This is a genomic window from Nonomuraea sp. NPDC003560, from assembly GCF_042878785.1.
GTDB lineage: Bacteria > Actinomycetota > Actinomycetes > Streptosporangiales > Streptosporangiaceae > Nonomuraea.
The window spans coordinates 61,891-78,884 of the sequence record NZ_JBIAOF010000005.1 but is presented as its reverse complement, the minus strand read 5'-3'; the positions used below and the strand labels follow the sequence as shown (position 1 = coordinate 78,884).

General features: G+C 67.9%; 32 protein-coding genes and 1 pseudogene. 29 read left to right on the top strand and 4 right to left on the bottom strand.

From position 1 onward, the window contains the following. Positions 1-12 precede the first annotated feature (12 nt). Entirely contained in the window at positions 13-948 is a 936-nt protein-coding gene (locus ACFYUV_RS20925) for a cobalamin biosynthesis protein (protein WP_387670619.1), read from the bottom strand. Continuing rightward, a complete protein-coding gene (locus ACFYUV_RS20920; protein WP_387670617.1) occupies positions 932-1,732 on the bottom strand; it encodes a phosphotransferase in 801 nt (266 codons plus the stop codon). Before ACFYUV_RS20920 ends, ACFYUV_RS20925 begins: the two co-directional genes overlap by 17 nt. Before the next feature lie 458 nt (positions 1,733-2,190). Between ACFYUV_RS20920 and ACFYUV_RS20915 the strand changes: the two genes are divergently transcribed. Next, positions 2,191-2,925, top strand: a complete 735-nt coding sequence (locus ACFYUV_RS20915) for a ZIP family metal transporter (RefSeq protein WP_358287884.1) — start codon at positions 2,191-2,193, stop codon at positions 2,923-2,925. A gap of 488 nt (positions 2,926-3,413) precedes the next feature. On the opposite strand, the gene ACFYUV_RS20910 is transcribed toward ACFYUV_RS20915, so the two are convergent. Further along, a complete protein-coding gene (locus ACFYUV_RS20910) occupies positions 3,414-3,674 on the bottom strand; it encodes a GntR family transcriptional regulator (RefSeq protein ID WP_387670615.1) in 261 nt (86 codons plus the stop codon). A gap of 397 nt (positions 3,675-4,071) precedes the next feature. On the opposite strand from ACFYUV_RS20910, the gene ACFYUV_RS20905 reads away from it, so the two are divergent. Next, on the top strand, positions 4,072-4,383 hold the full coding sequence (locus ACFYUV_RS20905) for a hypothetical protein (protein WP_387670613.1): 312 nt from the start codon (positions 4,072-4,074) through the stop codon (positions 4,381-4,383). Between the two features lie 14 nt (positions 4,384-4,397). Here the strand turns inward: ACFYUV_RS20905 and ACFYUV_RS20900 are convergent, their stop codons facing one another. Further along, positions 4,398-5,039 (bottom strand): hypothetical protein, encoded by a 642-nt coding sequence (locus ACFYUV_RS20900; protein ID WP_387670611.1) that lies wholly within the window; start codon positions 5,037-5,039, stop codon positions 4,398-4,400. 178 nt (positions 5,040-5,217) lie between these two features. Between ACFYUV_RS20900 and ACFYUV_RS20895 the strand changes: the two genes are divergently transcribed. The 27 genes and pseudogenes from ACFYUV_RS20895 to ACFYUV_RS20765 all read left to right on the top strand — a co-directional run. Further along, positions 5,218-5,487 carry a helix-turn-helix domain-containing protein gene (locus ACFYUV_RS20895; RefSeq protein ID WP_387670609.1) on the top strand — a complete coding sequence of 90 codons (270 nt, stop codon included), beginning with the start codon at positions 5,218-5,220 and terminating at the stop codon, positions 5,485-5,487. Next, positions 5,484-5,759 (top strand): hypothetical protein, encoded by a 276-nt coding sequence (locus tag ACFYUV_RS20890; protein ID WP_387670607.1) that lies wholly within the window; start codon positions 5,484-5,486, stop codon positions 5,757-5,759. The genes ACFYUV_RS20895 and ACFYUV_RS20890 overlap by 4 nt, the downstream gene beginning before the upstream one ends. Further along, positions 5,756-6,604, top strand: coding sequence for a phage antirepressor KilAC domain-containing protein (locus ACFYUV_RS20885; RefSeq protein WP_387670605.1), 849 nt, complete (start codon positions 5,756-5,758; stop codon positions 6,602-6,604). The genes ACFYUV_RS20890 and ACFYUV_RS20885 overlap by 4 nt, the downstream gene beginning before the upstream one ends. Beyond that, positions 6,601-6,735, top strand: a complete 135-nt coding sequence (locus tag ACFYUV_RS20880) for a hypothetical protein (protein WP_387670603.1) — start codon at positions 6,601-6,603, stop codon at positions 6,733-6,735. Before ACFYUV_RS20885 ends, ACFYUV_RS20880 begins: the two co-directional genes overlap by 4 nt. 95 nt (positions 6,736-6,830) lie before the next feature. Further along, positions 6,831-6,965 (top strand): hypothetical protein, encoded by a 135-nt coding sequence (locus tag ACFYUV_RS20875; RefSeq protein ID WP_387670601.1) that lies wholly within the window; start codon positions 6,831-6,833, stop codon positions 6,963-6,965. Continuing rightward, positions 6,962-7,222 carry a hypothetical protein gene (locus tag ACFYUV_RS20870; protein ID WP_387670599.1) on the top strand — a complete coding sequence of 87 codons (261 nt, stop codon included), beginning with the start codon at positions 6,962-6,964 and terminating at the stop codon, positions 7,220-7,222. The genes ACFYUV_RS20875 and ACFYUV_RS20870 overlap by 4 nt, the downstream gene beginning before the upstream one ends. After that, the gene (locus ACFYUV_RS20865) at positions 7,219-7,638 is read left to right on the top strand and encodes a hypothetical protein (RefSeq protein WP_387670597.1); all 420 of its coding nucleotides are present in this window, start codon (positions 7,219-7,221) and stop codon (positions 7,636-7,638) included. Before ACFYUV_RS20870 ends, ACFYUV_RS20865 begins: the two co-directional genes overlap by 4 nt. Then, positions 7,635-7,931: a hypothetical protein gene (locus tag ACFYUV_RS20860; protein WP_387670595.1), complete on the top strand. Its 297-nt coding sequence runs from the start codon at positions 7,635-7,637 to the stop codon at positions 7,929-7,931. The genes ACFYUV_RS20865 and ACFYUV_RS20860 overlap by 4 nt, the downstream gene beginning before the upstream one ends. Continuing rightward, the gene (locus ACFYUV_RS20855; protein WP_387670593.1) at positions 7,928-8,173 is read left to right on the top strand and encodes a hypothetical protein; all 246 of its coding nucleotides are present in this window, start codon (positions 7,928-7,930) and stop codon (positions 8,171-8,173) included. The genes ACFYUV_RS20860 and ACFYUV_RS20855 overlap by 4 nt, the downstream gene beginning before the upstream one ends. Then, entirely contained in the window at positions 8,170-8,481 is a 312-nt protein-coding gene (locus tag ACFYUV_RS20850) for a hypothetical protein (RefSeq protein ID WP_387670591.1), read from the top strand. Before ACFYUV_RS20855 ends, ACFYUV_RS20850 begins: the two co-directional genes overlap by 4 nt. Further along, the gene (locus tag ACFYUV_RS20845) at positions 8,478-9,272 is read left to right on the top strand and encodes a hypothetical protein (RefSeq protein WP_387670589.1); all 795 of its coding nucleotides are present in this window, start codon (positions 8,478-8,480) and stop codon (positions 9,270-9,272) included. The genes ACFYUV_RS20850 and ACFYUV_RS20845 overlap by 4 nt, the downstream gene beginning before the upstream one ends. Next, positions 9,265-9,540: an SWIM zinc finger family protein gene (locus tag ACFYUV_RS20840; protein WP_387670587.1), complete on the top strand. Its 276-nt coding sequence runs from the start codon at positions 9,265-9,267 to the stop codon at positions 9,538-9,540. The genes ACFYUV_RS20845 and ACFYUV_RS20840 overlap by 8 nt, the downstream gene beginning before the upstream one ends. After that, positions 9,537-10,448: a PD-(D/E)XK nuclease family protein gene (locus ACFYUV_RS20835; protein WP_387670585.1), complete on the top strand. Its 912-nt coding sequence runs from the start codon at positions 9,537-9,539 to the stop codon at positions 10,446-10,448. Before ACFYUV_RS20840 ends, ACFYUV_RS20835 begins: the two co-directional genes overlap by 4 nt. Beyond that, positions 10,445-10,984, top strand: a complete 540-nt coding sequence (locus tag ACFYUV_RS20830) for an HNH endonuclease (protein WP_387670583.1) — start codon at positions 10,445-10,447, stop codon at positions 10,982-10,984. The genes ACFYUV_RS20835 and ACFYUV_RS20830 overlap by 4 nt, the downstream gene beginning before the upstream one ends. 93 nt (positions 10,985-11,077) lie before the next feature. Further along, complete coding sequence (locus tag ACFYUV_RS20825) at positions 11,078-11,566, top strand: hypothetical protein (RefSeq protein WP_387670581.1); 489 nt, start codon at positions 11,078-11,080, stop codon at positions 11,564-11,566. Beyond that, positions 11,563-11,739 (top strand): hypothetical protein, encoded by a 177-nt coding sequence (locus ACFYUV_RS20820; RefSeq protein WP_387670579.1) that lies wholly within the window; start codon positions 11,563-11,565, stop codon positions 11,737-11,739. Before ACFYUV_RS20825 ends, ACFYUV_RS20820 begins: the two co-directional genes overlap by 4 nt. After that, positions 11,736-12,128: a hypothetical protein gene (locus ACFYUV_RS20815; RefSeq protein WP_387670577.1), complete on the top strand. Its 393-nt coding sequence runs from the start codon at positions 11,736-11,738 to the stop codon at positions 12,126-12,128. The genes ACFYUV_RS20820 and ACFYUV_RS20815 overlap by 4 nt, the downstream gene beginning before the upstream one ends. Continuing rightward, positions 12,125-12,373, top strand: coding sequence for a hypothetical protein (locus tag ACFYUV_RS20810; RefSeq protein WP_387670576.1), 249 nt, complete (start codon positions 12,125-12,127; stop codon positions 12,371-12,373). Before ACFYUV_RS20815 ends, ACFYUV_RS20810 begins: the two co-directional genes overlap by 4 nt. Further along, positions 12,370-12,876: a hypothetical protein gene (locus tag ACFYUV_RS20805; protein WP_387670574.1), complete on the top strand. Its 507-nt coding sequence runs from the start codon at positions 12,370-12,372 to the stop codon at positions 12,874-12,876. The genes ACFYUV_RS20810 and ACFYUV_RS20805 overlap by 4 nt, the downstream gene beginning before the upstream one ends. After that, positions 12,869-13,189 carry a hypothetical protein gene (locus ACFYUV_RS20800; protein WP_387670572.1) on the top strand — a complete coding sequence of 107 codons (321 nt, stop codon included), beginning with the start codon at positions 12,869-12,871 and terminating at the stop codon, positions 13,187-13,189. Before ACFYUV_RS20805 ends, ACFYUV_RS20800 begins: the two co-directional genes overlap by 8 nt. Then, a complete protein-coding gene (locus ACFYUV_RS20795) occupies positions 13,189-13,467 on the top strand; it encodes a hypothetical protein (protein WP_387670570.1) in 279 nt (92 codons plus the stop codon). The genes ACFYUV_RS20800 and ACFYUV_RS20795 overlap by 1 nt, the downstream gene beginning before the upstream one ends. After that, positions 13,460-14,551, top strand: a complete 1,092-nt coding sequence (locus tag ACFYUV_RS20790) for a DNA cytosine methyltransferase (protein WP_387670568.1) — start codon at positions 13,460-13,462, stop codon at positions 14,549-14,551. The genes ACFYUV_RS20795 and ACFYUV_RS20790 overlap by 8 nt, the downstream gene beginning before the upstream one ends. Then, a complete protein-coding gene (locus ACFYUV_RS20785) occupies positions 14,548-14,706 on the top strand; it encodes a hypothetical protein (protein ID WP_387670566.1) in 159 nt (52 codons plus the stop codon). The genes ACFYUV_RS20790 and ACFYUV_RS20785 overlap by 4 nt, the downstream gene beginning before the upstream one ends. Continuing rightward, entirely contained in the window at positions 14,703-15,476 is a 774-nt protein-coding gene (locus ACFYUV_RS20780; RefSeq protein ID WP_387670564.1) for a TetR family transcriptional regulator, read from the top strand. Before ACFYUV_RS20785 ends, ACFYUV_RS20780 begins: the two co-directional genes overlap by 4 nt. After that, positions 15,473-15,865 carry a hypothetical protein gene (locus tag ACFYUV_RS20775; RefSeq protein ID WP_387670563.1) on the top strand — a complete coding sequence of 131 codons (393 nt, stop codon included), beginning with the start codon at positions 15,473-15,475 and terminating at the stop codon, positions 15,863-15,865. The genes ACFYUV_RS20780 and ACFYUV_RS20775 overlap by 4 nt, the downstream gene beginning before the upstream one ends. Further along, on the top strand, positions 15,858-16,649 hold the full coding sequence (locus ACFYUV_RS20770; RefSeq protein ID WP_387670561.1) for a DNA-methyltransferase: 792 nt from the start codon (positions 15,858-15,860) through the stop codon (positions 16,647-16,649). The genes ACFYUV_RS20775 and ACFYUV_RS20770 overlap by 8 nt, the downstream gene beginning before the upstream one ends. Beyond that, positions 16,636-16,899: pseudogene (locus ACFYUV_RS20765) on the top strand (WhiB family transcriptional regulator); the annotation flags it as partial. The gene ACFYUV_RS20770 and the pseudogene ACFYUV_RS20765, both read left to right, overlap by 14 nt. Positions 16,900-16,994 lie beyond the last annotated feature (95 nt).

Here is a 16,994-nt window from a genome sequence, read left to right as displayed (position 1 = left end):
TGATTACCGCGATTATCCGGAATGGCGGCGGCGCAGGCCCCATGCGGTGAGCACGGCCAGCCCCGCCGCCGCCAGTCCGACCGCGCGGGTGAGCCGGGCGGCGCGCCGGATGTCCTTGACGTCCGGCTTGGGGCCGTCGCCCATCGTGGGGCGGTGTTCCGTCCTGCCGCCGTACACGTTCGTGCCGCCGAGGGTGACGCCGAGCGCGCCGGCGAAGGCGGCCTCGCACCTGCCCGCGTTCGGGCTGGGGTGGCGGTGGCCGTCCCGTCGCAGCATCCGCAGCGCCCGGACGGGGTCGTCGGCCAGCGCCGCCGTCAGCAGTCCCGTCACGCGTGCCGGTACGTAGTTCGCCACGTCGTCGAGCCGGGCCGCGGCCCAGCCGAACCGTTCGTAGCGGGGGGAGTGGTGGCCGATCATGGCGTCCAGCGTGTTGACCGCCCGGTAGGCCAGCAGCCCCGGCACGCCCGCCACCGCGCCCCAGAACAGCGGGGCGACCACGGCGTCGGAGGTGTTCTCCGCCAGCGACTCCACCGTCGCCCTGGCCAGCTCCGGCGCCTCCAGCCCCGCGGGGTCGCGGCCGCACAGGTGGGGGAGCCTGGCCCGGGCCCGCCGGAGATCGTCCTGCTCCAGGGCCTCGGCCATGTGCACGCCTTCGCGGGCGAGTGTCGTGCCGCCGAGCACGGCCCACGTGGCGAACGCCGTCACCGCCGTGCGGACGGCCCGGTCGCCGCTCCTCTGGGCCAGCACGCCCAGGGCGGCCGCGCCCCCGACGCAGATCCCGACATGGACCACCCCGCGCCACCTCGTGTCGCCGTACGACGACTCCTCCAGCTTCGCCGCCGCCCGTCCGAACAGGGCGACGGGGTGGGCCGAGCTTCGCGGATCACCAAGAACCTGGTCGAGTGCGACACCGAGCGCGAGACCTAGCGGGTCATACCAAATGGGCATGAAGCTCATCTTCGTGCACATCCAGCCACGCTGCCGCCCGGCGGATGCGTTCCCCGGCGCCGCCCGTCCACATCTTGGCCCAGTTCCCGCCCGCGCGGGCGCGGGTGCGCATGACGTCGTAGGAGCGGTGGAAGCGGAGCCTGGACAGCTCCAGCAGCCGCCGGCGTTCGCGGGGCGCGAGGCCGTAGGCGTCGCAGAACAGGCGGATCCTGGCCCCGACGTCGGTGTCGCGCTGGAGGGGGTGGCGGTCGACCGGGTCGGCGATCGGGGCCCAGTGGCGGAGGGTGGTGACGATGTCGAACAGCCGGGTGGTGGGCCGGGCGAGGTCGAAGTCGATCAGCGCGACGGGGGTGGCCGCAGCGGTGTCGGTGTCGTGACGGAAGATCACGTTGTCCGGCGTCAGGTCGCAATGTCCGATGACCTCCGGCGCGCGGTCGTCGTTCGACCCGCCTTCCCATCCGCCGGCGTCGAGCGGGAACCCGGCGGTCGCGTCGTGGAACTCCCTGACCAGTCGCGCCAGGTCGACCAGGAACGCGTCCGTCGAACCGGCCCGGCACAACCCGCTCCGCCCAGGGACGTACGTGAGGATCTCGCGTCCTAAGCCGTCCGTTCCCAGGACCCGCGGCGCACCCCCGAACCCGGCTGCCTCAAGGTGTCTGAGCAGGGCGTGCACGGCGGGCGTGGCCGGACCGACCGGCCTGCGCACCGTGTCACCGACGCGCACCACCCCGTCTGTCACGTCCCCGCCCTGCAGGGGAATCTCATGCAGGAGCGTCGCGACCATGCCACAACAGCTTAGCCCCATTTGCCCCACGGCCGCCTGCCCTTTACCCCGCCCCCTCCCTCCCCGCCCTGCCCCTCTTCCTCCTGCTTCCGGCAGGCCCTTCTCCTGGCTACGGGCCGCCCTGCCCAGCCGTACCGGTCTCCTCACCTTCGCTTTTGTCCCGAACCCACCCCCCGACGCCTGGCACCCGTCGGACGCTGACCGCGCAGGATCCTGAACCCGTGCCCTTTCGCGAGCCTGTGCAGTGTCGCGAGCCTGTCCCGAACGCGTGCCCTTTCGTGAACCTGGGCTGTGTCGCGAGCCTGTCCCCGAGCCCGTGCCCTGTCCCCGGGCCCGTGCCCTGTTCCCGAACCTGGGCTGTGTCGTGAGCCTGCCCCCGAGGTCGCCGGGTCCCTCCAATTCCGCGGCCGAGTGTCGTACCGCTCCCGCCCCCCAGCCACCCCCTAGCCTGAGGAACCGTGCCCATCCTGCTCTCCTTGGCGGCCTTCCTCATGACGCTGCTGGGCGGGCTGGTCGCCGACCGCGTCAAGAACAACCGCCACCTCGTGCTCGGCGCCGCCGCGGGCGTGATGCTCGGCGTGGTGGCCTTCGATCTCCTCCCCGAAGCCCTCACCCGGGACGCCGTCGACGTGCTCGGCGTCCCGCTCCCGATGCTCATGTTCGCCCTGGCGTTCCTCGGCATCCACATCGTCGAACGCTCCATGGGCATGCACGACGCGCACGAAGGCGACTACGCCGCCCACCGCCACGCGCGAGCCGGCGTAGGCGTCACGGCCGGATCCGCCCTGGTCGTCCATAGCCTCCTGGACGGCGCCGCCATCGGAGCCTCCTACCAGACGGACGCCTCGCTCGCCGTCGCCGTGGCCATCGGTGTCATCGCCCACGACTTCACCGACGGCTTCAACACGTACACAATCACGTCGCTGTACGGAAACGCCCGCCGCCGCGCCCTCACCCTCCTGGCCCTGGACGCCCTCGCCCCCGTGATCGGCGCCACCCTGACCTTCCTCATCGCCATCCCGGCCCACGTCCTGACCGCCTACCTGGGCCTTTTCGCCGGATTCCTCCTCTACCTGGCCATCTCCGACATCCTCCCGGAGGCCCACACAACCAGACGCGCCACCGGCTGGACCCTGGCCGCCACGGTCACGGGAACCCTCTTCATGTGGCTGGTGATCGCCCTGTCGGCCTGACACGACCAGAACGTGTGCGTGACAAGTCGCCGGATCATGCACAATAAGGCAGGAGCGCCCTTAGCTCAGCTGGATAGAGCACCGGACTTCTAATCCTGTTAACCGATCTGTGTGTGCCGACCTGCGTGTTCGCAGGTCGGCATTTCTGTGTCTGCAACGAATCCGATGCTGTAAAAGTTGGCTGGTCAGAGGCTGTTGGGTGATGCAGATGTGCCTCTGGCGTCAGAGGGGTTCACGGCGCGTCTGATGGGGCAGTGAGGAAGATTCGCGCTGACCAGTGACAGCAAGCGATCTTTTGGCTACGATCCGAGCTTTATGTCGCTCTCTGTGGCGAGGCAGAGGCCCGGACGTCGCACCGGTCCCGGGCGTCCTCCCCCCGGGAGACGCGGCAGCAACCGGGCCGGTGCGGCCCCGCAAGGGGGCGGGGACCCCGACAGGGTAGATGTCGGGGTCCCCTGTCCCTCTTGGGCGCACCGTCGCCCTTCCCCCTACTTCGCCGGATCGTCAGATGCGGGCGCCGGCTTGTCGGCCACGAAGCTGCCGAGGTGAGGCACGGTAGTGATCAAGCCTTCATCTCGCAACGCCTTGACCGCTTTGCGGATGGTGTTACGGGCTACGCCGAACTCCTCGACCAGTGTCGTCTCGCTGGGCAGCACTTGACCAGACCTGTATCTCCCCGCCGCTATGCGGGCTCGGAGTTCGTCTCTGACCTGCGCCCATACGTAGGCGTTGGGCTTCCACTCGATCACGGGAGAACCGTAGACGATCATGGTTGACCCTGCTCATGCGGCGACGTGCATGGACGTGCGTGAACGTGCATGCACAAGCGTGAACAAGCGGCTCGAACGTAGTTCCGAGGAGTGGTGGGGATACTGTCCGGAAAGGAAGGCTTTCGTTACCTTTACGCCGACCTGTCTACGTGTGTAGATCTACATTTAAACTATATTCCCAGGTAAACGCGTGGATGCGTCCTGTCAGGAATAATGACCCGTCTGTAATGATATTGGGCGGCAAAAAACATCCCTCGTGTCCTGTTCCATACAGTTGCGAACCTGTCCTACAGTCACATGGCTGCCGCGAATCCTGGGGAACGAAAGAATGTCGCAGTTGGCCGCCGCAGCTGCGTCATGCCACAAAGGGGTGGATGTGAAAGAACGCACCATGCGCTGGATCGCGACGAGCGTGGCCGGAGTCACTTGGGGGACGTTCATCGTCACGGCCACGATGATTCAGCCACACATCCAGGTGTACCAAGCCGTCTGGCTGGCGACTCTGCTCGTCAGTCTCGTAACTGTCGTCCTCTGGTTCACCCGGCCTGACCACGGGCGACTCGCCCACCTCCGCCTGAGCGGCAAGCTGCAGCGGCTCGAAGAGGCGATCAAAGAGGAGGCTGCTGGCCAGGCCGGCACGGACAAGGAATCGAACACCGCACAGGCGCGACTGAAGTCTGTCGTCTGAGAAGGGTTCGAGGTTTACGCGTCCCCGCCGATTTCTTCGCGAATTCTCTGGAGTCCTTCAGCGGCCCGATCCTCGATTTGCCGTCGCTGTCGCGCAGAAAGATGCGGGGATGCGATAATCCCCTCAACTTCACTCTGAAAAAGCGCTATTGCGTCTCTCGTGGGACTGTGGTCGCGGACCTGTAGCTCGTCTCGTTCGACCAGCCCCGATTCCAGGAGAAGTTCGGCGAGAGTCTGACCATGATGTTCAGCGATCACCCGTAGAGCGTTGATGGACGTGGTGAGATCTGCCAGCGAGATCCTGCGGCGACGGAGCTCCGTGAGGAACCATCGTTGGATTCCCGGCTCGGGAACGCTTGGGATGTCCGGCTCTGGCGTCGAGGTGGGCGAGGTGGCGGCGCCGGCCTCTACGGGAGGCTGGCCGGCAAGGATCAGATCGATACTGCCCGCTTGCCATGCGAGGGCGTCTTCGATGCCTCGCTTGGTGAGGGGCATCATGCGCCGGGTCTCAGTGCGGACGGACCGGAGTCCCTCCTTGGTGAGGCCTGCCTGCTGCGCTACCTGATTCCAGGTAAGCCGAAGCTGCTCACGGCGCTCGTTGATCGCTTCGGAGAGGCGCGCGCGGGCCTCGGGATCGGTGTCACTCGTCTGTGGCACGTACGCATCATGCCTGACTCTTGATGGCAGGTCTAGGCAGATCTGGTAAGAGCGGTGCAGGTCAGATCCCCCATGAAGCATTGACAACAGGAGTAACAGGGGCAACTAGAGGCAGACAGGGGGCAGATAGAGCCAAATAGGTCTTGTGATCTGCCTTGATCTGCCCTAGCTTCTTGCCATGGCCCAACTCACACAGGCCGACGGGACCAAGATCCGTCGCGAGCGCGAACGTCAGGAGCTCACCGTCGATGAGCTCGTGGCGAAGCTTCGTGAGCAGGAGGGGATCCAGAGGCACCCCGACTACATCCGCAACATCGAACTCGGCTACAAGCAGCCCTCCGTGCGCCTCCTCGGCGGCATTGCCCGCGTTCTCGGAGTGCCGCGCGAGCAGCTGGAAGGCGCGGAGAACCCCAAGCTGGTCCGGCGCGCCAGGCGGGTGACCCGATGAGCACCCGTTCCGAGCGCAGCACCATCGCCCGCATCGCCGCCAACACCCGGTGGGCCAACGAAGACGACCGCATCGGCGCGACCGCCAAGGCGCGGAACAACTCGCCGGCATCCATCGAGTACTGGATGAAGAAGGTGGACCCGGGCAACGAGATGCCCCGGGACCAGCGTCTCCGCCGGGCCGAGAACGCCAAGACCGCCTACTACCAGCAGAGGATGCGCGCAGCTCGCGCGGCCAAGGCTCGCAAGGCGGCGGGGGAGGCGGCGGCATGAGTGACATGCAGCTCTTCGACAACGGCGAGTTCGAACTCCGCATTCAGCCGGTCGGCGACTCCTTCAAGGTCGAGGCGCCCGGCCTGGCGCGGTCGCTCGGCATCCGTGACGCCTACCGCCTCACTGAGTCCATCCCGGACGAGGAGAAGGGGTACACGACAGCGTGTACCCCTGGCGGTGACCAGCAGGTTTGGTTCGTCACCGAGGCCGGCTTCTACCGGGCGCTCGGCCAGCGGCAGACCGCCCGGATCAAGAACGAGGCGACACGCTCTCAGGTGGCCCGCTTCCAAAGCTGGGTGTACCGGGAGGTGCTGCCGTCTATCCGCAAGACGGGCAGCTACACCGTCCCCTCCCAGCCACAGCAGTTCCAGATCCCGCGCGACTTCGCCGAGGCGCTGGAACTCGCGGCACAGCAGGCACGAGCCATCGACGCAGCCAACAAGCGGATGGCCGAGCTGGAGCCGCGCGCCGCTCAGGCTGACCTTCACCGGGCCGCTGACGGCCTGATGGCGGTGGGCGACTTCGCCAACAAGTTGAAGGCGTGGGCGAAGGATGAGCACGGCGTCCGGGTGCTGCACGAGGAGGTATGGGACTTCCTCGGAGAGATCGGCCTACTGATCCGCGGCAACACGATCCGCAAGAACCAGCGGACTGCGTTCGCCGCCGAGAAGGACTTCGTCCGCATGAAGGAGACGGAGTACCCGACCGCCTCCCACGGCATGAAGACCAGCTCGTCCCCGCGGCTCACCCCGGCAGGGGAGGGCTGGGCGTGGGATCGCGCAGTCCGCCGCATCGCCGATAACGGCACTCTCCGCCGGCTTCGCATGATCAGGGGCGCGTCGTGACCGCCGTCGAGCGGTGGGGAGCCGCCTACCTGACTCTGGGCCTGTCGATGCGGGTTTCGGAACTCGCCGAGATCGACCGGGACGACGCCAGGGACTGGTTCGTCCCCGCTCAGCGCACCCCTACCCCCTGACATGCCGCGAGGCCCAGCAACGCCATGCCGGACCTCGCGTTCGACCACCCGCTCCAGAACCTAGCTGACTGATCAGACAAGAGAGCGAGCAAGTCATGAACAAGATACCGCCCACGCTGAAGGACTGGCAGCGCCAGATCGAGTTCTTCGAGTGGATGAAGCGTGAGACGCCCGGCGTCTACCAGGCCGTCGTCACGGTGATCGAGCAGCGCCCGGAGCAGGCCCGATGAGCCCCGCCCTGGAGGCGCTCGCCGCCTTTGTCTACGAGCACCAGTACGACGCCGGAGGTCCTCGCCTGCGCACGTCGCTGCTCACCGCGATCCTCGCCGACCGGTACGGCCTCGACCCCGCCAAGGCGGTCCGTGTCGCTGACGGCGTCGAGGACGACGACAACGTCGACGCGGCGGGCGACCTGCGGGACCACCTGATCGAGCAGGCGCGGCGCGCTGGCCTGGCCGCCCAGATGGGCGAGGAGGTGCCCGCGTGAACGCCGAGACGATCCTGAACGCCGCGATCAGCGTCCTGAAGCAGAAGGGACGCCACCTGGGCGACTACGAGTGCGACGGCAAGGTCTGCGTGCTCGGCGCGATGGGCGTAGCTGCCGGGCTCACGCCGGACTACTGGTCTGAGGTCGAGGACGCCGACCTGGACGATCTGGAGCCTGTCGATGACGTCCTGCTGGACGCTGGACGCCTCCTCGTCCATGTGATCGCCCCGCACCGGGCGGACTACGACCACCTCCACCCGGCCGCGGTGATCGACCTGGTCGGCCGCTGGCATGACGGGCCGACCGAGCGTGCCGCTGACCAGGTGCGGTTCTTGGACCCGCCTTCGGACACGGCAGTGTTCGAGGCGCTGGCAGAGGCTGTCCGTCTCGCCGAGCAGGCGGGAGCGAGCGCATGAGCTTCGAGATCCGCTTCGAGGACCCTCCACGGTCCACCAGAAGGTGGGCGAAGGCTCTCCCGTTCGACTACGAGCAGGTAGCCGCCACCTTGTGCGCACGTCCGGGGGAGTGGGCGTTCATCGGCGCGACTGCCACGCCTACGCGGGCGGGCGGCGTAGCCCAGCGCATCCGCGACGGGGTGGTCGAGGCGCTGGCCGCACGCGGGAAGTTCGACGCTGTCTCCCGGACGGTTGATGGCGAGTACCGCGTGTACGCCCGGTTCCTGGGCGAGGCCGGCGAGGTGGCGTCATGACGGGCGTCTGGTTGACCCGTACCGCCGTCGCGAGACGGCTCGGCATCACGCGTGACCAGGTCGAGGACCTGATCGCCGCCGACGTGCTGCACCTGGAGTCGATCGCAGGCGACCACGAGGTGATCTCCGAGCAGTCCGTCGCCGACTACGAGCGCACCCGCGAGCGCCGGCCGTCCGTGCGCGGTGGCGATCCGCTCCCGCTGGAGATCGAAGACGAGTACTGGAAGGGGCAGGACACGTGACCGAGCCGATGGAGCCCGTGTTCGTTGACCCGCCGCCGGCTGGGAATGGCTCGCCAGACACCTCCATGTGGGCGGCAACCATCGCCGTCCTGATCGAGAACACCAGCCAGTGGGCGAAGGTCTTCGTCGGCGACTACAAGGACGCCAACCGCCTCGTGGGCCAGGTCCGCAAGAGCCGTGGCGCCTGGGCTGGCCACGAGTGGGAGGTCACCGCTCGGAACACGCTCTCGTCCACAGACGCCACGGTCTACATCCGTCACATCAAGCCCCTAGACACCCCCAACAACGAGAGAGACGAGCAGCAGTGAGCGAGTCCACCGAATTGGAGCGCCGACAGGTCAGCCTTGGGGCTCCACTGACCGATCTGGATGACGCCTACCGGCTCTCCAAGGCGCTGGCCATGGCCGCGCTCATGCCGGACGCGGTGCGCGGCAAGCCTTCGGATGTGCTGGCCCTGCTGCTGTACGGACAGGACCTCGGCCTGTCGCCAATGCAGGCCATCCAGGGCATCTACGTGGTGAAGGGCAAGCCGCAGCTCTCTGGCACTACCTGGATCTCTCTGGCGCGTAAGGCCGGCCACCGGGTTCGGATCATCGAGTCCACCGACGAGCGGTGCACGGTTGAGATCGTCCGTGCTGACGATCCGTCCAGCCCGCACCGAGAGACCTTCACCCTTCAGGACGCTGCCCGTGCGGGGTTGTGTGCCATCAAGGACGGCAAGGCGCACGCGCGCAGCAGCAAGGGCGATCCGCTGCCGTGGGAGTCCTACACCCGGACCATGCTGCGCAACCGGGCCATCTCCAACTGCGCCAAGTTCGCCTGCCCTGAGGTTGCGCTCGGCTTCGGTGTCGAGGGCGACTACGACTACATCGCCGACGCCGTGGTGGAGGTCACTCAGCCTGAGGTGGTCGAGGCCGAGACCGTGGTCGACCCGGAGAAGGTGGCCGAGGAGATCGGCAACTTGGCCGAGGAGTTCAACTTCGCCGACACGGTGGACGCCGAAGTGGTCGAGGGCCCATCCGAGGACTACCGGTGCGAGACGTGCGGCCTGGTGGGTGACCACTTCGAGGACGAGTGCCCAGGTGGTTCCCGTGCCTGACCTGCGAACCAAGGTGCTCGGCTATCTGCGTGACGAGAAGGTCCGCATCCTAGAGGCGGCCACGGTCAAGCCCGCGCTACGTCCCCATCTGGTGACCGCGCTCGTGCAGGGCTTTAACGGCCGCTACCTGGTTCTCTTCCTTCAGGACAGTTGGTCGTGCTCCTGCACGGGCGGCGACGGGTGCGCCCACATCGCCGCTGTTCAACTCGTCACCGGCTGGCCATCGGCGGCCAGCCGGACCTCCGCGGCGGTGGTGGCTACCTCATGAGGACGACATCGGAGCTGCTGCTCATCGCCGACCAGCGTCGGCCCCGCACCCAGCAGAAGGATATCGGCGTCTCCGACCTCGGCTCCTGCCGCCGCAGGGTCGGCTACAAGTTGGCCGGCGCTGAACCCGTCAACCCGTCGGGCAACATCCAGGCTGTCATCGGTTCGGCGATCCACGACATGGTCGCGCAGATTATGGAGAAGGTCGCCGAGCCGGGGGACCTGGTCGAGCATGAGGTGCGCTTCGCCGGCATCCTCGGCCACCTGGACCGGTTCGAGGCATCCACCGGCACGGTGGTCGACACCAAGACGACCGGGTCGCGCTGGCTGGAGCACATCAAGCTCCATGGTCCGGAGCATGCCCACCTGTGGCAGGTGTCGGTGTACGCCGCCGCGCTGGTCACGATGGGCTACGACGCCAAGCGGGTGCGGATTGAGTACCTGGCGCGCGACACGGGCGAGGAGTACCTGTGGCCCGGGCCGGACGGGGCGCCGCTCAACCCGCGCAACGTCCGCGACGCGATGGAGTGGCTGCAGCAGGTCCGTGACACGTCGCTGGACATGCTGCCGCGTGACTACGACCCCGACAGCGTGTTCTGCCTCGGCTGCCCGTTCGGCGGCCCGGATGGCGGCATCTGCTGGGAGGGCCACGTCCCGGAGCGGGACCGCAGGTCGGTGCTGTACTTGGACGACCCGAACGCCCAGAAGTGGGCTGACGAACTCTTCGACCTGCGTAAACAGATCAAGGATCTGCAGGACAAGGAGAAGCGCGCCAAGGGTGCGCTTGACGCGATCCGGCCCGAGATGGGCGGACACGTTCGCTGCGGCAACAAGACGATCGACTTCCGCCGCAACCCCAAGGATCCCACCAAGTTCTCGCTCTACTTCGTCGCCGGGGGTGAGTCGTGAAGTCGCCCGCGTGCGGATGCGGTCGGAAGGCGTTCCTGTCGGAGAAGGACGTCACCGCCCGTTTCGAGAAGATCCGGCGGCTCAACCTGCCAGGTGAGCAGCCCACGGGTTTCACGCAGTGCCATGGCGGCGTGTGGCATCTGAAGTTCGCTGAGTCGGACACCGGCCCGTCCCCAAAGCTCCGCTCTCTGGTGGAGGCACGCGACCAGGTGTGCGTCCGCTGCGGCCTCCAGGTGCCGCGGGATGAGGACTCGATCCACCACCGGATCCCGCGGGGCCGCGGCGGCGAGAACACGGCGGAGAACCTGCTGCTGCTGTGCGGGTCGGGGACGACGGGCTGTCACGGCTGGGTCGAGTCCCACCGGGCCGAGGCGTACAACGCCGGCTACCTCGTCCACACCGGTATCGACCCGCTGGACGTGCCTGTGCTGCTGCGCGGCACGAACTGGGCCTACCCAACCCCGGACGGCAAGTGGGTGATCTCCGGTCACGTCACCGGCCCGCACGGCAGCCCTTCGGACCTCTTTCCCGCCTGACCTCTGATCTTCCGCTTCCCTCGCCCCGACCGTATCGGGGGACGGGGCGAGGGGGCGGCTCTCCCAAGACCTCAACACACCCCAGGAGCTCAAGTGAGCAACAACGTCGCCGTCATCGAACCGCAACGCCTGGCCTACCGGCCGAAGGTCGTCGAGCTGATCTCGCAGGTGACTGAGCCGCAGATCCAGCAGGCCAACGCCGAGATCACCAATATGCAGGAGCAGGTCAACGCCCTCCAGGTGCAGATCGCAGACAGGAAGCGGTTCATCGCCGAGCTGAGGCAGGCGCAGAGCGACATAGAGGCAAGCGCGGACCTGCCGTTACCTCACCTGCCGCTGCAGGGGCAGGGCGATCCCGCGCAGCACGCGGAGTGGTTCGGCGGCCCACAGACGGGCGCGGTCCTGCCGAAGGGGTCGTTCCCGGAGACGGAGCCGGACGGCTACTGCATCCACTGCGGCAAGGCCGCCTGGCGGGTCGAGGCGTCCACGGTCTGCCCGAAGGGCGCCAAGCACTCCTACGGCGCCACCTGCAACCCCGACGACCCGGCCAGCAACGTGGCCGAGCTGGGGCCTGAGTCGTGAGCGCCGCCCTGGAGCTGGTGTGCCGGCTCGTACTGCCTGCGAAGGGCCGCCACGGCAAGCACCGCCGTCCCGCTCCGCTGGCCGTGTGGCCTCTGGCCGACGTCGAGGAGTGCCGGCCCACCGACCTGATCCCGTTCGCCCCTGAGCCCAACTCCCCGAAGGACGCCGCGTGAACGCCCTCGACAAGATCGCCCCCTCCCCGAAGGCGGCCGAGGAAGCCACCGCTGAGGCAATGGCCCGCCACTTCGCTGCCTTCGCCTCCCTTCACTGGCGGCTCGGGATGGACCACCCTGACGCGGCTCAGGCCCGCCACTCCACCAATCTGGCGATCGCCTATCACGGGCTCACCTGCCTGCTGCGTGAGATGCCCTCCCGAGAGGGCGACCGGGTCGCCAAGGAGTTGTGGGAGACCTGGGACTCCGATGGCGGTGCGGGTGTGGACCTGTGGAACTGGCTGGAGGAGTACGGCATCGACCACAAGGCGATCGACGCGATCGCCCGGCAGGTCACGGCCGCCAACCCCGAGGCCGGTACCCAGGCTGGGATGGGTGGTGCGGCATGAGCGAGATCACCCCCGCTGAGAACCTGCTCGGTACGGTCCGCCGCAAGCCGAACGGCTGTGTCCTCGCCGTGCTGTGGCCGTCCCCGCCGAGCCCCGCCCGCTGGATGGTCACCGACATGTGGGGGTCGTGCGGCTACGAGACCGACGAGGTCGTCAAGGACTGGCCGGTCGTGGGCGCTGTTCCGTTCAGTCCTGCTGCTGGGTTCCCTCTGGCGGCTCCCGAGAAGCAGGAGACCTCCCGATGAGCGAGATCACCCCCGAGAAGGTCGCCGCCACTCCTCCCACCCCGGAGAACGTCGCCGCCATGCTGACGTCCGGCGACAACGACTACCACGACGGCAACTACTGGCACCCGTCGATCGGTTCCATCGGCAATGTCGTCCACATCGGGATCACGCCGTACGCGGATGACGACGAGGGGACAAAGCTCCCCGAGGTGCACTTCCGGGCGGTCGTCGTCGAGGGCGAGACGGACCCGATCGTGCTGCCCCGCCCGGACACATCGTTCCTCGGGCTGGACTTCGAGGGAGGCGCGTTCGGCGACGACGATGCCGAGGGCTGGCAGGTCGTGCCCTACTCCACGCAGCGGAGGTGGACGTGCTCCGTGCAGGAAGCGAACTGCGTGGAGTTCAGGGGCGCTCCTGGCCGCATCTCCTTCGCTGAGGCTCGCCGCTTCGCTGCCGCTCTCGTGGCCGTAGCTGACGCCGCTGAGGCCGCTCAGGCAGAGAAGGGCGGCACCGATGCCTAAGCCGCTCACTTCCAACCAGTTGGAGAACGCCGTCCGCATGGCGGCGAAGGTCGTCGAGGTGTTCGGCGACGACTGGCAGCTCCACTATGACCCGGACGGCGACGAAGTCTCCTGCCGGACCGACGACGAGGGCCCGATCGAAGGCTCGTACGTGGAGGTGTTCTCCACCTCGCAGTGGCCCAGCGACCTCGACCATTCCCCGGTCGCCGAGTTCCTGTGCGCGTCGATCGTGATGGTGCCGGCGCTGGTCGGCGAGGTGGAGCGTCTCAAGGCTCTCCTCGCCGCCTCCGACTCAGAGCCGGGCGGTGAGTGATGGACGCTCTCCGCAACCTCGCCGACTGGATCGAGGTCGTGAACGTCGCCTCCGGGGGGACGTTCCTCCCGGTCGTCGCTGGCCTCCTGCTCGTGATCCTCGTCGCCGCGATCTCGTGGATGTGGCGCCGCTCCCGCCCTGTGGAGGAGATGGCGGACCCGTCCTACAACCCGGGCTTGGACCGCCACCAGAGGATCCTGCGCGAGGTGTTCCACGGCGAGGCGGAGCGCTACCCGGCCGACCTCTACGACGTGTTCGAGGAGGACGACCGTGGCTGACCTGACCGTGGACCTGTTCGCCGGCCCCGGTGGTTGGAGCGAAGCCATGCGCCAGCTCCGGCTGCGCGAGGTGGGTCTGGAGTGGGACACCGCGGCCTGCCTGACCCGGCGGGCTGCGGGTCATGCCACGATCCAGTGCGACGTGGCCGCCTACCCGACCGAGCCCTTCAAGGACCTCATCGCAGGGTTGGGCAGCTCGTCCCCGTGCCAGCCGTGGTCCCGAGCCGGCAAGGGGCTGGCCCGCAAGGACCAGCCACTCGTGCACGAAGCCGTCCAGGAACTGTCCCGAGGCCACGACACCCGCGCCAAGCTGCTCGGCGCCTGCCGGGACAAGCGCAGCCTCCTCGCCGCCGAACCGGTGCGCTGGCTGTACGACCTGCGGCCCGCCTGGACGGTCATGGAGCAGGTACCCGACGTTCTGCCGCTCTTCCAGCACATCGCAGACATCCTGCGCGGCTGGGGATACAGCGTGTGGGTCGGCATCCTCAACGCTGCCAACTACGGCGTTGCCCAGACGCGCCGGCGGGCCATCCTCCTCGCCTCGCGCACCCATGAGGTGGCCGCCCCCTTGCCGACTCACACCGAGCACGACCATGGCGTCGACCTGCTCGGCGAGCGCCGCCTCGGCTGGGTTTCCATGGCGGACGCGCTCGACCTGCCCGCCGGGATGCGGATCAACACCCGCGGAGACAGGAAGACGTCGGGCGGCAATGAGTTCTCCTGCGATGGCCCGTCCTGGGCGCTGACGGAGAAGGCCCGCTCCTGGTGGGTGCTGAGGCACAGCAAGCGCGCCAACGCCACCGAGCGCCGCCTGGACCAGCCCGCCGCCACGCTCGTCGCCGGCCACGCCCGCCACGACTTCCAGTGGGTTCGCGTGGACGGCCGGACCGATCTGGAGAAGCGGCCCCTGCTGCTGTCGGAGGCCGCTGTGCTTCAGGGCTTCCCCGCGGACTACCCGTTCCAGGGCAGCGAATCCAAGAAGTTCCTGCAGATCGCCAACGCGGTCCCGCCGCCACTGGGTGTGCATGTCCTGGCCGCGGCGTCCGGTGCTGGCCTCCCTGTGTCCGCGGAGGTGGCGGCATGACTGTCCCTGCCTACTGCTGCCAGAGGGCGTTCGTGGACGGCGAGACGGCTGAGGAGCACTTCCCTCGCTGTGACGCCAGGGCGGAGGACCCGCCTTTGGACGCCCTGTTCGAGATCACCCCGCCCGCTCGTGAGGAAGGAGGGCCACTGCTGTGACCGTTGATGTTCGGAGCGACGAAACTCTCGTCGCAGAGTTCCTCGCCGGCGAGAAGGACGCGTTCGCCGTCCTCTACGCCCGCTACGCGGCCCCGGTGGAGGGCTACATCTACAAGCGCAAAGCCCAATCCGCGCGCGAGGACCTCAACGAGCTCGTACAGGAGGTGTTCGCCGAAGCGCTTGCGCTGCTGGACACCTTCTGCGAAGGCGACTACGACGGCGCTCACCCGTTCCGGCAGTGGCTGTTCAACATCCCGGCCGGGAACGTGCTGTTCCAGGACCGCAAGCGGCACTGGGCCGAGCAGGAGCGCTACCTGAAGTCAGCCGACGACCTGGCGTTCAGGCTCCGAACCGACTTCGTGTCTGCGCCAACCGACGTGCAGCTCAGTGACAAGATGCGCGGCACACTAGACGCGCTGAGGCCGCATTACCGGCAAGCGATTGAGCTGCACATCCTCGAAGGCCAGTGGCTGATGACCGCAGCGTCGATCATGGGTCGAGACGAGTCATCCGTCCGCTACCTGGTGCGCGCTGGACTGGAGAAGCTACGTAAGCCCTTTATGCCTCAGGTTGCCTTCGGCGACGGCAAAGGGGCACTGATTGAGGCCGCTCGCCGGCTCATCGCCGAGCACGGTGTCGATCGTGTCTCTGCCAGGAAGATCGCCCTGGCGGCCGGCTGCGATCCCAGCCTCGTGCGGCACCACTTCGGCACCAAGCAGGCACTTCTAGACGCGGCATTGAACGGTACTGATCTGGCGGTGGCATCGTGACCACCCGCTTCCCCAGCCAAGACCAGCGCAGCGCAGAAGTGACGAAGCACTTCGCCGCCACGATCGAGCATCTTGGCCGAGCCTTGTACGCCCTGGAACGGGGCGACTGGGACAGTGCCCGCAACCACCTGACGCGCGTCGCGGAGCGCGCCTCCATCACGGACGTGTGCTTGAACGTCGGCTCCCCGGACGCCAAGGCCACCCTGGCGTCAGTACGGGAACGGCTGCCAAAGGAGTGGGCTGACTCGATCGCCGCGTTCCTGGCGGGTGGCACCGGCCGGGCCGCGACGGCGTCGGGGGAGTCCGGAACGTCTCGGAACGATCCGGAACAGCTCGACCCGGTCCCGTACGTGTCCGGACAGCACCGGACGGGAGACGCTGATGCCTGAGCCGTACTGGAGCGACGACACCGTCACGCTGTACGTGGGGGACATGCGGGAGGTGCTGCCCGCGCTCGACGTGGCCGCCGACCTGGTCCTCGCCGATCCTCCCTACGGCGAGACCAGCCTGAAGTGGGACCGCTGGCCGGACGGCTGGGTCAAGGTCGCCGCTGAGGTGTCCCGGTCGCTGTGGTGCTTCGGGTCGATGCGAATGTTCCTGCTACACCGCGACGAGTTCGAGGCTGCGGGCTGGAAGCTGTCCCAGGACATCGTCTGGGAGAAGCACAACGGGTCCGGCTTCCAGAAGGACCGGTTCAAACGGGTGCATGAGACAGCCACCCATTGGTACAGGGGGCAATGGCGGGACCTGCACACATCGGTTCCCCGCGTGCCGTCAACGCGTCCGCGTGGAGGCGATGTCCTCACGGGGCGCCAAGCAGCGCACATGGGTGCGATCGGAACACGCAGCTATGTGGACGACGGGATGCGGCTCATGCGAACCGTCATCCCTGTGCGGTCCATGCACCACAACGCGTCGCATCCGACTGAGAAGCCGATCGGAATCCTTACTCCGCTGCTCGAATACGCCTGCCCGCCTGCCGGTCTCGTTGTCGACCCGTTCGCCGGATCCGGTTCCACGCTCGAAGCTGCCCGCCTGTCTGGCCGCCGTGCGATCGGTATAGAGGCGGACGAGAAGTACGCCGAGAAGGCCGCTAGACGGCTATCTCAGGCCCCGCTGATCGGGGTTGCCGCCCCCACCCGAGACGAGGAGGAGACCCGTGGCAACGCCTAACTGGTCATGGCAGGAGCGGGCCGCATGCCGCGGGAAGGACCTGGAGCTGTTCTTCGGCCCCGCGGGGGAGCGGCAGCCCGAGCGTGACGTCCGCGAGTGGAAGGCCATGCTCCTGTGCCGGAACTGCCCCGTCCGCACCGCCTGCCTCAACTACGCCCTCGACAGGCCCGAGAAGTACGGGGTGTGGGGCGGGCTGAGCGAGGAGGAGCGGGCCACCCACCGCCGCCGGCGCATGCGGTACGCGACCTCCCACCCTGAACCCGCTCCCGCGCCGACCGTGGACGTGAAGGAGTGCCACGGCTGCCTGGAGACGCTGCCCGCGGCCGACTTCCCGCGGGACCGGCG

What these genes read in the sequence shown, in the direction of transcription:
- ACFYUV_RS20925 (WP_387670619.1), bottom strand. Translation starts at nt 948, where the DNA reads ATGCCCATTTGGTATGACCCGCTAGGTCTCGCGCTCGGTGTCGCACTC.
- ACFYUV_RS20920 (WP_387670617.1), bottom strand. Translation starts at nt 1,732, where the DNA reads ATGGTCGCGACGCTCCTGCATGAGATTCCCCTGCAGGGCGGGGACGTG.
- ACFYUV_RS20895 (WP_387670609.1), top strand. Translation starts at nt 5,218, where the DNA reads ATGGCCCAACTCACACAGGCCGACGGGACCAAGATCCGTCGCGAGCGC.
- ACFYUV_RS20890 (WP_387670607.1), top strand. Translation starts at nt 5,484, where the DNA reads ATGAGCACCCGTTCCGAGCGCAGCACCATCGCCCGCATCGCCGCCAAC.
- ACFYUV_RS20885 (WP_387670605.1), top strand. Translation starts at nt 5,756, where the DNA reads ATGAGTGACATGCAGCTCTTCGACAACGGCGAGTTCGAACTCCGCATT.
- ACFYUV_RS20875 (WP_387670601.1), top strand. Translation starts at nt 6,831, where the DNA reads ATGAACAAGATACCGCCCACGCTGAAGGACTGGCAGCGCCAGATCGAG.
- ACFYUV_RS20870 (WP_387670599.1), top strand. Translation starts at nt 6,962, where the DNA reads ATGAGCCCCGCCCTGGAGGCGCTCGCCGCCTTTGTCTACGAGCACCAG.
- ACFYUV_RS20860 (WP_387670595.1), top strand. Translation starts at nt 7,635, where the DNA reads ATGAGCTTCGAGATCCGCTTCGAGGACCCTCCACGGTCCACCAGAAGG.
- ACFYUV_RS20855 (WP_387670593.1), top strand. Translation starts at nt 7,928, where the DNA reads ATGACGGGCGTCTGGTTGACCCGTACCGCCGTCGCGAGACGGCTCGGC.
- ACFYUV_RS20835 (WP_387670585.1), top strand. Translation starts at nt 9,537, where the DNA reads ATGAGGACGACATCGGAGCTGCTGCTCATCGCCGACCAGCGTCGGCCC.
- ACFYUV_RS20810 (WP_387670576.1), top strand. Translation starts at nt 12,125, where the DNA reads ATGAGCGAGATCACCCCCGCTGAGAACCTGCTCGGTACGGTCCGCCGC.
- ACFYUV_RS20805 (WP_387670574.1), top strand. Translation starts at nt 12,370, where the DNA reads ATGAGCGAGATCACCCCCGAGAAGGTCGCCGCCACTCCTCCCACCCCG.
- ACFYUV_RS20800 (WP_387670572.1), top strand. Translation starts at nt 12,869, where the DNA reads ATGCCTAAGCCGCTCACTTCCAACCAGTTGGAGAACGCCGTCCGCATG.
- ACFYUV_RS20795 (WP_387670570.1), top strand. Translation starts at nt 13,189, where the DNA reads ATGGACGCTCTCCGCAACCTCGCCGACTGGATCGAGGTCGTGAACGTC.
- ACFYUV_RS20785 (WP_387670566.1), top strand. Translation starts at nt 14,548, where the DNA reads ATGACTGTCCCTGCCTACTGCTGCCAGAGGGCGTTCGTGGACGGCGAG.
- ACFYUV_RS20770 (WP_387670561.1), top strand. Translation starts at nt 15,858, where the DNA reads ATGCCTGAGCCGTACTGGAGCGACGACACCGTCACGCTGTACGTGGGG.